The sequence below is a fragment of the Desulfogranum marinum genome (genome assembly GCF_963675105.2).
Taxonomy (GTDB): domain Bacteria; phylum Desulfobacterota; class Desulfobulbia; order Desulfobulbales; family Desulfobulbaceae; genus Desulfogranum; species Desulfogranum marinum.
Genome location: NZ_CAXXRO010000004.1, coordinates 2598202 through 2610428, shown reverse-complemented (window position 1 = coordinate 2610428; position 12227 = coordinate 2598202). Strand labels below are relative to the sequence as shown.

Here is a 12227-nt window from a genome sequence, read left to right as displayed (position 1 = left end):
AGCATTTTGTTAACTTTGTATCTAATTTATTTTTATAGCATCAAGCTGAAATCACATATCTTTTCGAAAAATGACAAAATGCTCATGAGAAATTCGGATTAGAGCCGAGTAGCCAATCGACAGGCCTACAATAGAATAAAAAAGATATTTATCTCTCTCGTAACTACTCTTACGATTTGTAACGCTATAATTTTCCTTACTTATGAATTGTAACTGCTCTCAGGTGCGCTATATTTGGACAAGCACGGTTTGCCGCAGGTAAACGAACATCGTGAGACTCCGATAGCCTATCTATGCGGGAAACCGTGATCGTCCAAAGAGGTAAGCGACCAACGGGAGACTCCGTGGGGTGCCTGAGAGCAGTTACCCTCTCTTTTTTTGCTGATCAAGCCTAGCTTCCACATACAGGGCCAGTGCCATCACCGCCCGATCGATACTGCGAAACACAGGATACCCTAAGGCCTCCAGGTCTTCGACAAAGGGGTTAAAAACGCTGCCTCCGTCAACAACCAGCACCAACGGTTTCTGTAAACCATGTTTAAGGGTACTGATATGATGGTAAATTCCCTCCCGGTAAGCATCACTGCCGTCAGCCAGGCTATGCATGGCTGGGGTGATGGGAATAAGACCTGCTATAACCCCGTCCACGGCATCATCTTCAGCCAAAATCCGAACAACTTCGGCAAAAACACTGTCATCAGCACCGGGATTAATGTCCAGGGGATTGTGCACGGTCACCAGCTTGTCCAGCCGGTTGGCCTTCATCAACTCGCTGAGCGTGGTAACCGTTTCTTCTGAAAATTCGGCCAGCTCCATCGAATAATCGTCCGTATGGATGTAGTCAGCCAGTCCCACCGCTTCAAAGCCTGCACTGGAAAAACCGGCAATGCGTTTGCCCGGCACCCTGACACCGTTGAGCTGTGCCGCCAGGTTCAACAGATCAGCAAATTGATCAAGGGTCTGTGCGACAACAGCGCCTGCCTGGCGAAGACAGGCCTCACAAACTACATAATCGCCGGCAAGAGAGGCTGTGTGGCCTGAGGTTGCCAGTTGCCCCTCCGGAGTTCTGCCGGCCTTATAAAAGACAACATCCTTGCCTGCTTTAACGGCTTCACGGACTGCTGTTGAAAAAACATCCCCATCCAGATCATTAAAACCTTCAGCATATACACCGATCACATCAATATTGTCAGCGGTGCTGAAATACTCCATAAAATCACCCAGAGTCAGGTCTGTCTGGTTGCCGATGGAAACAAGATACTCTGGATTTAAATCGGGAAAACGGCTCATTCTGGTTCCCATAAACGCACCGCTCTGACTTATAAAAGCTATTCGCTGCCTGCCGCTCTGTTTTTGCTTGGCCAACTTATCTTCAGGTAAGAACCAGGTATCATAACGCCCCGGATGGGAGATGACGCCCATGGAATTGGCTCCGAGAATAATGGGCCCCCCAGACGGATTCTTTCTTGAGGCATGAATTGCCTGGCGGAGTTTTTCAGCACGCTCTCTGCTCTCTTCCGTCTCGCCTATCCCACCTGGAATCAGCAACACGCTCTTGGCACAGTCGGTTTCGATAACCGTATCGATGAGCCCCGGAACATGTTCGGAACCAACGGCGACCACCAGTAAATCAAGAGGCGTCTCCAGTGCTGCAAGATCAGGTATACATCGTATAGTATCAATGCTCTGCTCATCAGGTTGGATAATAAGCAGTTGCTGCGGATCAAAACCGGCCTGGAGGATGTTACGCAGGATCACCCTCCCGAAATTCACCCGTTTGCAAGAAACACCAATAATACCGATTGATTTCGGGTGGAGAAGATTATTTATTTTTGCCACGGGCCGCTCCGGAGCTACCTGTTCGGGCAAACTGAAATGGAGCAAACCATCCAAGGGAACCATACGGAAATCTGTAAAGGCAAAGGGGTTGACTTCAAATTCACCAATGTGAAACAACGCTTCCTTATTGGCTGACGAAAAATGATTGCCCACCTCTATCATGGCGGAAAAACACTCTACAAGCTGCTCATCAGTTACAATACGTTTCTGTCCCCGGGTCAGCCCGATAAGTTTTTGGTAGGAGACCGTCTGCCTAAAGAGCTTAAAAAATTCCACACCGCTTATAGATTGGGTGGCAGCTGTTACGATGGCCTTGTTCTTGCGGAAAAAAGTAGCGTACAGTTCCGTGTCGGTTCCCCCCAGGCCGGCACTGAGCATCATCCCGAATTCCCTGGTTTGACGCAGGCCAACGATTAACTCATTACCAAAGGCCTCGGAATCCGGCGGCATGAACTCGATGAGCAGCACCCCTTGGATATCGCCGGCAATAGCCTCGAAAAGTGGATCTCCGTGCAACCCTTGATAGGATTCAGGAACCGGTAATTCTTTGCTCTCCATGAGCCTTTTATATTTTTCCGGTACCTCATACAGCATTCGACGCCAGGTTGAACGGATAGTGTCAGGATCATTGGCGACAATACAGACCCCGCCCACCTCTGTTTTATGGACGATGGTTGGAGAGACTATTTTCATGACCACCGAAGGGCCCGGGAACTGCTGTAGTTGTTCATCTCCGGGTTTCCCGCCTGCCGGCAACAACGTACAGCGGGGGACGGTTTCCGAACCTAGAGCGGATAAAAAGGCATAGGCTTCGTGCTCAAAAAGCGAATTCCTTCCTGCTTGTGCGGCTCGTGACAGAATCTGTTCAAGCTGTTTACAATCCACACTGGTCTGAATATGAAGAAGACGGTCATGAATATTCATAGAAGCAATTTATTTAATAAAGAAGTAATAGAGCTATAGAGGCTACCCACCTCGGCTCCCTCGATCTACCCTTTCATTTTTTTAACGAATCAGCAAAGCTTTGCATATGATATGCATAAATCACTTGAAAAACTATCGTGTGCTTATGCTTTCCATGTCGATCATGCGCAGACCGAATGCTGCAAACAACTCTCTTTTTTTCAATTCCAGGCATCAATTCCCTTGGCAGCACAAATGGAATCAGCCGCCAGGCGGCCCTGCATGTACAGGGACAAGGCTTTTACAGCTCTGTCGCACACAGAAAAAACAGGGATATTGAGGTCAATAAGTGCCTGTCGCAGCGGCTGGTACAATGTTCCCCCGTCAACAACAGTAACTATAGGCTTATCTGCCGTTTCGCAAAGTTCTACCATTCGATTTTTAATGCTGCCTCCGGCGTTCATGTCGTATTTGGTATTCTCTGGATCTTGAAGGGTTCTCATTGCAGGGGAAAGTGGATCTAAACTGATCACCAATGCATCAACATCGGGGTCTTCAAGCAGAATCTCGGCTACTCCGGCATGGACTTCGTCATCGGCAGTTGGATTAATGTCTAGAGGATTAACAACACTCACCAGGGACTCTAATTGTTTGCTTTCCAGCAGGGATTGTATTTTTTTAACGGACTGGTCACTAAAATCGGCAAGCTGCATATGGAAATCATCGGAGGTCAGGGAATCAGCCATGCCTACGGCCTCAAATCCTGCACCACTGACAGCGGCAAGGCGATTTCCATGAATGCTGCATCCATGCAGTCGCTCCGCCAAAAAGAAAAGATCCTGAAACTCAGAAAAAGTCCTCGCCACAATGGCCCCGGCCTGGCGAACACAACTTTCACACACCATGTAATCACCGGCAAGCGATGCAGTGTGGCCGCTGGTCGCGGCCTTACCCTCCGGAGTACGCCCCGCCTTATAAAAAATCACCACTTTACCGGCAAAAACCGCACTCCGCACAGCCTCGCAAAAGGCTAGTCCGTCCATGTCATTAAACCCCTCGGCATACACTGCAATAACATCAACCGCTGAAGAGTCCTTAAAATAATGCAACATGTCTCCCAGGGTAAGGTCAGTTTGATTTCCCATGGAAATCATATAGGCAGGATGCAGTTCCGGGCACTGGTGGCTGCGATGCAGCATAAAGGCACCGCTCTGGCTGATGAGTGCTGCCCGCTGCACTTTGGTTGCTGTATGCAGCGGCAGTTTTTCCCTGGGAATAAACCAGGTGTCATAGCCCCCAGGCCGGGAAATGACCCCCATGCAGTTGGCACCTAGAAAAACAGGACCGCCATCAGGTGCCGTATGTGCTTGGTTAATCTGCTTTATCACCCCTTCTGCTCGTTGGCGGCTGGCAGCGGTCTCCCCCAGGCCACCGGCAATGAGCATGACACTGTGGGCACAGCCAAGGGTAATGACTCTCTCAATGAGTTCAGGTAACTGTTCTGCACCAACAGCGACAATGAGTAAATCAACCGGTTCCTGCAGCTTGTCCAAATCAGTGAGACTGTCCACCCCTTCGATCTGCTGTTCACCGGGACGAATAACACGCAGATTTTCCTTTGGATACCCTTCCCCGATGATGTTTTCCAAAATAATGCGACCAAAATTTTTCCTGGTCGCACTAACACCGACAATGGCGATTGACCTGGGATGGAGCAGGCGATCAATTTTCTCCACCGGTCTTGCCTCTACCGCTGATTGCTGAGGTGCAAAGCGACACATGCCGTCAAGCGGTACCATCAGGTAATCGGTAAAGGCAAAGGGGTTTATCTCCAATTCTTCTATAATAAAAGGGGATTGAGGATTGTCTGGAGAATAATGGTTGGCAATTTCAATAAATGAAGCAAAACATTCTATCAACTGCTCGTCGGCCACCACTCGGCGCTGGCCCCGGGTCAGGCCTGCCAGTTTTTTATAGGCAATGGTAGTCCGAAATATTTCAAAAAAACCATGTCCATCGGTCAACGATGTGGACGAGGCAACAATGGCCTGCCCTTTTCTGAAACGCTCGGCATACAACTCGGTATCGGTGCCACCCAGCCCAGCGCTGATCACCATCCCGAACTCACGGGTATGGCGTAGGCCGACAATCAATTCATTGCCGAACGTATTTGAGTCGGGAGGCATAAACTGTACCTGCAAAACACCGGCGAGATCTTTTCGGATGGCAGCCTCTAAAGCTTCCCCCCGCAGATTTCGGTAGGCTGCAGGGGCTGCTTCACGGTGCCGTTCGAGCCAGAGACTATACTGCTCCGGCACTTCGTACAGCATCCTCCGCATACCTGAGCGAATTCGGTCGGCATGGTTGGCAACAATTCTTACCCCGCCCACCTCTGTCTTGTGGATGATTGTAGGAGAGACGATTTTTAACACCACCCTGTCACCAGGGAGGGCAGTCAATGATTGCTCCGAGAGTTTTGAACCACGTGGTATAAACATGGATTTGGGGGGTGTTTCAGCTCCGGACAAAGCAAGCAGAGAATACACTTCATATTCATAAAGAAAATCCCTGCCGTCGTTCACGGCAGTTTTCATTATTTGTGTGATCCCGCTGAAATCAATCGACAAGCTCATGTATGTCTCCACCTCTCATTTGTATTGAGCATCTCACTGAAAAAAAGACAACTATTCTACCAATTACAAATTCCCTCAACCTATCCTTGACCTTAGACTTTTGAGCAGTGCTCCGTGGCATGTCGCTCAAGAGTTATGGACAAAGGGCAATAGACTCGGCAGCTATTTGAATATGGCTTTTTTCCGACTGGGCAATATCAAGAAAAACCTCTGCCAATGGCTTGTCCCTGAAATTGTGGGCAAGGTTACGATACATATCATAGGCCATGCATTCAATCTGTAAGGCCATTTCCATGGCCGTCAAACAGGGACGTTCCATATTCGCTTCGAAAAAGTCCAACAACGCCTCTATATCTTGATTTCCCTCAACAATATCACCAGTAAGCTGACCATAAATCTCGTCAAAAGGCGCTACATCCTTTTCCAGTGCAGCCCAGTGACGATGCAGTGTTCGCGCATGCCCTTCTTCCGCCCGTGCCAAGGTTGCCAGCGGTTTCTTCAGTTTTTCTTCTTTTACCTGACCAAGCAATGCAGTGTAGAAACGCTCTGCCCCACGTTCCAACTCCAACGCCTGGTGAAAAACCCGGCCTACGCTTTCGGCTTGGGTAAAGGTTTTCAAATCAGGAATACCGGAGAGCAGCATACCATTCCAGGCCATTATCCCGCCCACCATATTATACAGCTCGTTTTTTTGATCACTACCACTACGGCTGGATGCAATCAGCGTTGCCGCTGCCTGGGAACGCTTCCCTGAGCGGCAATAAAAAATAAGCGGCCTGTCCGCCGGCAATTCGGCTTCCCGTTCTGCCAGCTCTGCTAGTGGTATCAGAGTTGCTCCTGGAATATGTTCGTTTTGATACTCATTTTCCTGACGGACATCGACTAAAACATATTTTTTTTCATGCTGTGAGCCGGTCATTTTTTTCACCTGCTCAACAGAGATATTCTGATATTCCGCTTCCATAATTGCACCAATTCTTCAGGATTATTAAGTACACGACTGGTGGTCATAAACAGTGGCCTGCATTCGACAATCAACGCGCGCCATTCGACACTTTTGTCGAAATAGCAGCCAGTACGCGAGAGCAAGCGTTGTTCTTCTTTTCTATCTCTCCTAAAATATTGTACAATAACAAAAAAAACAAATTGGTGCGAATCATGCTTAAGACAATCAACTATATACTTTCAACCTACCAAGGAGAAGCACTCATGAGTATACGTAGAATCACAGCCCTGACAATGCTGTTGTCCTTTATTCTGTTAACGCTCACCAGTATCATTTTGTATATTGTCCCGGAAGGAAGGGTCGCGTACTGGTCTGACTGGAAAATGATGGGACTCAGCAAAACGCAATGGGGTGACATACACATTAATCTCGGGTTCCTCTTTCTGGCCGCAGGGCTGCTGCATCTGTACTACAACTGGAAACCGATGACAGCATATATGAAAAATAAAGCAAGGGAACTGAAAATTTTTACCCCCAACTTTAATGTCGCTCTAATCATCACGCTGGTTTTCACCATTGGTACTCTGTTTCATATTCCCCCGTTCAGTTCAATCCTTGACTTTGGCGGTTCGTTTAAGGATGCCGCCGCTGATAAATACGGCGAACCGCCTTATGGCCACGCAGAACTCTCCTCACTCAAGATGTTCGCCAAGCGCACCGGCCTTGATCTTGAAGAAATGAAAAAGCAACTGACAGCAGCAAACGTGACGTTTACGGGTGATGAGCAAACCCTGCTTGAGATTGCCAAGACCAACAACACCACGCCCAAAGTCATTTATGAACATATGCAAGAGCCTCAGCCTCAATTACAGGCAGGCGAAACACCCGCATTCCCAGACGAACCCTTCCCGGGACTGGGCCGAAAAGTACTCAAAGATCTATGTGACACATATGATCTTGACCTTGCGGCAGTGATGAGCGCCTTTACTGCCAAAGGCATGGCTGTAGATCCTGACAAATCGCTCAAGCAAATCGCAACCGACAACGATTCCGATCCACATGCACTGTTTGAAATCATCCATGAAGTCGCTACTGCTCAATAGTTTTTTCTTGGTGCTTCTAATGGCAGCATTCTTTCACTCCCATGATCCGGTCCTTGCAGAGACCTTCAGGGGAGTGGTAATCGACGTGGACGAAGAACAGGGGCAAGTGACGGTGACTCCCCAGCAAAACACGAGCGCCCACCCTTCCCCTGTTGTTGTCAAACTACCAAAAGAGGATGCCTCCCATGGTCAATGTAACAGGGTGCCGCTACAATATCTGTGTAAAGGAAAACAGATCTTTATTTCAGGTACTTTTTCCACACAACAACCTGATCTCTTTGTAGCAACCAGAATCTTTCAAGGGAACAAAGCCCACTTCAAAGATGGAACAGGGGTTCGCCTTCGCCTTGGCCGGTGTCGTCATTTGGAAAACAACGATGGCTGTCAGCCTTCTTTTTAGAAGTTAACTCGATGAATTTGCCGATTGCAAACAGACAAAAACAACCAAAATATCCTTCGTGGGTTGTTAATGTCATTGGCTTTACAATTCTGATTGCAATAGTGCTGGCCTTGTTTATATGGCAGCAAAAAAACATCAGAAATACGCTCCAAAAAAATGCAGGAAACAGGGCCGGGATGGTGGCCACCCTTATCGAAAAAAATATGGCGAACAACGCCTTGACGCAAGCCACCATTGATGAGATTGTTAGTTCCTTTTTGCTCGATAAGGCCAGGTTCATAGACTACTTAAACAATGTTGCCCCACTTTCGACAGAAGAACTGACGGAATTGGCCCAAGAAACAGGTCTGCTGCACATTACCGTGTCTGCTCATGCCGGCCAGGTATCTTCTTCTCCGAAAACCGATGCACTTACCGTTAAATGTCAACCACCGTTTAACGAAGTCCAGTACGCACACAAGCAACAGGTTGGCTATCTCAACTATTCAGCGACCCAATCAGCCACAGAATGCATAAGTATTATTCTTGATGCCGAGAGTATCTTCGCCCTTCGCGAAGAAACAAGCCTCGCCAAGATGTTGCAGGTCTTCTCCAGCCTACCCGGGATCCACGAGGTAACACTTAACAGCGATGGTGCTGCAGAAAGTAAACAAGCGGCCATCACTCTGCGTAAGGTCAACCAGCTGATGGTTGCCGAAGCGCAATTGAATACCCGGTGGGGCCACCTTTCGGTTATGCTTGATGCAACCAATTTTGAAAAAAGACAGCAACAACTGCGCAAACAGTTTCTTCTGTTCACCACCCTGCTCTTCGCACTTGGCACCCTTTTCTCGTGGCTCCTCTATCAGTATCAGCAAGCAGACATTCGCCGGACCCGCTCCTATGAACAAACGATTGCAAAAGAACAGGAGGAGGCGGCACTAGGCAGAGCAACAGCAACCATTGCCCACGAGGTACGTAATCCACTTAATGCCATTGGCATGGGGCTACAACGGCTGCAACTGGAATCGGACAACCTGAATGACGAAGAGCAGCAACTGCTTCAGGCCATGGGCCAGGCGGTGCACAGAGCCGGCACTATCATCGCTGAGCTACAGCGTTTTACCAGACCATTGGTTCCAGATAAAACAAATATTGAACCTGCACAGCTTATAGACCAACTCCTGACACTCTACCACCAGCAGTTACAATCGCAACGCATCAGCCTTTCCACAGATTATACGTATACTGGCACTATTGGAGCCGACAACAACCTGCTCAACGAGTGCATGGAAAATTTGTTGAAAAACAGCATTCAAGCTCAACCCGCAGGCGGCTCCATAAAGATACGTTTATTTCAGGAAAAGGCTATGGTAGGTATTGCCATTACCAACAAGGGATTTACTTTGCCCCAAGACCAGTGGAGGCGACTAGGCACACCATATTTCACCACCAAGGCCAACGGCAATGGACTGGGCCTTGCCCTGGTAAAGAAAATTGTCGAGGCCCATGGAGGAAAGCTTTCCCTGCTGCCCGATGTTGCTCAACAGCAACTAACAGTGCAGATTTTACTTCCTTTGGGCCTGCCGTAAACGATCGAAACGATTGACATCCTATAATCACAAACACCACTACGACAACTTATGCATATCCTTATCGTTGATGACGAAGAGCTACAGCGTTCCTTGTTAAAAGGATTTTTGCAAAAACAGGGCTTCCAGGTTTTGAGCGCAGCTAACGGTGCAGAAGCTCTACAAATATTTCGTCACACTCCGGTGGAACTGGTATTGCTGGACCATCGCATGCCGGACATGAATGGCGATGAGCTCCTGGCGCGCATGAAAGCACAGAATCCACTGGTTCGGGCAATAATGATCACAGCCTTTGCGACCGTTGATACCGCAGTCAAAGTGATGCAGCTTGGCGCTGACGATTTTCTGGAAAAGCCGGTTGATCTTACCCAGCTGCTACAGAAAATACAGGAAATCCAGGAACAACTTTTCATCAGCAACGATGTCGCTATTATTGCCGATGAAATCCATACTGCTCAGCTTCCTGTTCGCATGATTGCAGAAAGCAGGGCCATGAAAAATGTCCTGTCCATGGTTCTTCGCGCTGCCCCAACCCCGTGGACAATCCTGCTCCACGGCGAAACGGGAACAGGCAAAGAATTGATAGCACGCCTGCTCCACCTCCTCAGCTCGCATAAAAACGGACCATTTATAGAACTCAACTGTGCAGCCATTCCGGAAAACCTATTTGAATCAGAGTTGTTCGGCCATGAAAAAGGGGCTTTTACCGGCGCAGAGGCACGGAGAAAAGGGGTATTTGAACAGGCCCATACCGGCACCCTGTTTTTAGATGAGGTAGGCGAACTCCCGCTTCCAATGCAGGCCAAATTGCTCAGGGCCTTGCAGGATAAAACAATCATGCGGGTCGGCAGTGAAACTCCGCTAGCGGTTGATGTACGCATTGTTGCCGCAACCAACCGCAACCTGAAGGATATGGTTGCCCGCGGAAATTTTCGCGAAGATCTCTACTTTCGTCTCAATGTTATTGAAATTGAAATTCCTCCACTGCGAGAGCGAAAAAAGGATATCCATGCGCTGGTGCCGTTTTTTCTTAATACATTTAACAGTACCATTACATTCGACGACCAGGCACTCAGCCAACTGACCAAGTATGATTATCCTGGAAACATAAGAGAGCTTGAACATATCATTCAAAGAACCATTACCCTTGCCCGTGGGCAGGTAATCTCACTGCGGGACCTGCCGGAGGTAGTCAGACATAACGCAGGACATGATCGCAGTGGAAAGCTCAATCAGCGGCTGGCTCAAGTAGAGCGTCAGATGATACTTGATGCTCTGGATGACCACGATTGGGTGCAAACAAAGGCCGCCCAAAGCCTGGGCATTAGTGAACGGGTCTTACGCTACAAGATGGAAAAAAGTGGTATTGCCAAGAACACAGGCAAAGGGTAATTATTTCCGGCTGTGTTCATTTTTCAGACTCCCACGCCAGGCTGCTCTCCCCCGAGGGTAGGAAAACTGAATATGATCGCGAAAGACCGCGACCCTCAGTCCCTTACTCAAATGCAGTTCACTGCCTGAACGCCCTTGACTGACCGCCTTTGTTATGGCCAGGATATGCTCATAACGTGCCGGAGTGCCTATGCTCCACAGAATACGTTCAAACAGCCGACGCTGTAGAGCGGGATGGTACCGGCTCACCATGTGACGATTGACGCTCAACACCATGGCTTCGGGACTGCTGGGAGTAGCCATTGGCACATCTACCTGGTCCCACATTTGCTGGACCTGTCCTTCCAGAAAATCTTCATCTTCACCAAGATTAGCGGCAGTCTTTAAAAGCGCCTTGCGAATACCAGGATCATACTTTTGCTCAAGTAGCGGCAACAGTTCGTGACGAATGCGATTACGCAAAAACGAGTGGTCATCATTACTGGAATCATGACAAAATGGAATCCGCTGCTCCGCAAGATAATTCAAGAGCGTCTGTTTGCTCAGTTGAAGCAGGGGGCGAAGAATACCATTCTCCAATTGCTGCATAGCCGAAAGCGCCTTGCGACTACTGCCGCGAAGCAGGCGAAGTAACACCTCTTCCACCTGGTCATCAGCGTTGTGGCCAACGGCAATATAGTCAGCTTGATAATGTTCTTTCATCCGATGCAGGGCGGCATAGCGCAAGTCCCTGGCAGCATGTTCCAGCGACTTCTTGTAATACTTGGCCTCGCTTTCAGCAGCAACTTCGACGATCTCTGCGTCCAGTCCCAGTTTGCCGGCTGTCTGCTGCACCAGCTGACGCTCTCCAGGAATTTCTGCCGGTCTCAGACCATGATCCACATACACAGCAATCAGCCTGAGATGACATTTAAGGGCAAGCGCATGGAGAATATGGACCAAAGCTATGGAATCCGGTCCAGCCGAGCAGCCAATGATAATGGTATTGCCTTGCTCACCCTGCAGTGCGGAGCTCATCCATTTATAGACGGTACGTTCAACAGGATGCATGGAAAGAAGGCAAAAGAAAGGAGAAAAGCAAAGACAAGATGATCTCACTAAAGAAAGTGAGCGTCCTGGTTACAAATCCCCCAATGAAGCGAGGGATTTGAAAATTTTCAGGAATTGTTTTCCCTGTTCTTCTTGTGAGGCAAGAAGAAAAAAGAGACTGCCCAAAAAACAGCGATCAACAGAACTCCCCCTGCAACCAATCCATCAAGGGTACGCTCAAGGGGTGAAGCAACTCCAGCTGAAACGCGGAGATTAATGATCAACCACACCAGAACAACCAGGCCGGCAGCAGCCAGTCGAACAATATTTTTTATTCTATTTTTACTCTTTGTCATCATCACGTTCCAAGCCAATTGTTTCAAAATACAGCAATTACCCGGCAGAACGAAA

9 protein-coding genes are annotated in these 12227 nt (G+C 48.6%); 4 read left to right on the top strand and 5 right to left on the bottom strand.

Annotation, left to right across the window (positions count from 1 at the left end; translation table 11 throughout):
* Positions 1-363: 363 nt before the first annotated feature.
* The 3 genes from ACHZCY_RS20115 to ACHZCY_RS20105 all read right to left on the bottom strand — a co-directional run bounded on the left by ACHZCY_RS20115 (position 364) and on the right by ACHZCY_RS20105 (position 6339).
* Positions 364-2763, bottom strand: coding sequence for an acetate--CoA ligase family protein (locus ACHZCY_RS20115; protein WP_319550152.1), 2400 nt, complete (start codon positions 2761-2763; stop codon positions 364-366).
* Positions 2764-2963: 200 nt separating this feature from the next.
* Positions 2964-5375: an acetate--CoA ligase family protein gene (locus ACHZCY_RS20110; RefSeq protein WP_319550151.1), complete on the bottom strand. Its 2412-nt coding sequence runs from the start codon at positions 5373-5375 to the stop codon at positions 2964-2966.
* 133 nt (positions 5376-5508) lie between these two features.
* Positions 5509-6339, bottom strand: coding sequence for a rhodanese-like domain-containing protein (locus tag ACHZCY_RS20105; protein WP_319550150.1), 831 nt, complete (start codon positions 6337-6339; stop codon positions 5509-5511).
* Positions 6340-6584: 245 nt separating this feature from the next.
* Between ACHZCY_RS20105 and ACHZCY_RS20100 the strand changes: the two genes are divergently transcribed.
* The 4 genes from ACHZCY_RS20100 to ACHZCY_RS20085 are packed head-to-tail and all read left to right on the top strand — an operon-like array spanning position 6585 to position 10787.
* Positions 6585-7424 (top strand): DUF4405 domain-containing protein, encoded by an 840-nt coding sequence (locus ACHZCY_RS20100; protein WP_319550149.1) that lies wholly within the window; start codon positions 6585-6587, stop codon positions 7422-7424.
* 19 nt (positions 7425-7443) lie between these two features.
* Positions 7444-7824, top strand: a complete 381-nt coding sequence (locus ACHZCY_RS20095; RefSeq protein WP_319550148.1) for a hypothetical protein — start codon at positions 7444-7446, stop codon at positions 7822-7824.
* An 11-nt stretch (positions 7825-7835) separates the two neighbouring features.
* Entirely contained in the window at positions 7836-9395 is a 1560-nt protein-coding gene (locus ACHZCY_RS20090; protein WP_319550147.1) for a sensor histidine kinase, read from the top strand.
* 51 nt (positions 9396-9446) lie between these two features.
* On the top strand, positions 9447-10787 hold the full coding sequence (locus ACHZCY_RS20085) for a sigma-54-dependent transcriptional regulator (protein WP_319550146.1): 1341 nt from the start codon (positions 9447-9449) through the stop codon (positions 10785-10787).
* Here the strand turns inward: ACHZCY_RS20085 and tilS are convergent, their stop codons facing one another.
* Complete coding sequence (gene tilS / locus ACHZCY_RS20080) at positions 10788-11837, bottom strand: tRNA lysidine(34) synthetase TilS (protein WP_319550145.1); 1050 nt, start codon at positions 11835-11837, stop codon at positions 10788-10790.
* Positions 11838-11944: 107 nt separating this feature from the next.
* Positions 11945-12175, bottom strand: coding sequence for a hypothetical protein (locus ACHZCY_RS20075; RefSeq protein WP_319550144.1), 231 nt, complete (start codon positions 12173-12175; stop codon positions 11945-11947).
* Between the last annotated feature and the right edge of the window lie 52 nt (positions 12176-12227).

What these genes read in the sequence shown, in the direction of transcription:
- ACHZCY_RS20115 (WP_319550152.1), bottom strand. Translation starts at nt 2,763, where the DNA reads ATGAATATTCATGACCGTCTTCTTCATATTCAGACCAGTGTGGATTGT.
- ACHZCY_RS20110 (WP_319550151.1), bottom strand. Translation starts at nt 5,375, where the DNA reads ATGAGCTTGTCGATTGATTTCAGCGGGATCACACAAATAATGAAAACT.
- ACHZCY_RS20105 (WP_319550150.1), bottom strand. Translation starts at nt 6,339, where the DNA reads ATGGAAGCGGAATATCAGAATATCTCTGTTGAGCAGGTGAAAAAAATG.
- ACHZCY_RS20100 (WP_319550149.1), top strand. Translation starts at nt 6,585, where the DNA reads ATGAGTATACGTAGAATCACAGCCCTGACAATGCTGTTGTCCTTTATT.
- ACHZCY_RS20095 (WP_319550148.1), top strand. Translation starts at nt 7,444, where the DNA reads ATGGCAGCATTCTTTCACTCCCATGATCCGGTCCTTGCAGAGACCTTC.
- ACHZCY_RS20090 (WP_319550147.1), top strand. Translation starts at nt 7,836, where the DNA reads ATGAATTTGCCGATTGCAAACAGACAAAAACAACCAAAATATCCTTCG.
- ACHZCY_RS20085 (WP_319550146.1), top strand. Translation starts at nt 9,447, where the DNA reads ATGCATATCCTTATCGTTGATGACGAAGAGCTACAGCGTTCCTTGTTA.
- tilS (WP_319550145.1), bottom strand. Translation starts at nt 11,837, where the DNA reads ATGCATCCTGTTGAACGTACCGTCTATAAATGGATGAGCTCCGCACTG.
- ACHZCY_RS20075 (WP_319550144.1), bottom strand. Translation starts at nt 12,175, where the DNA reads ATGATGACAAAGAGTAAAAATAGAATAAAAAATATTGTTCGACTGGCT.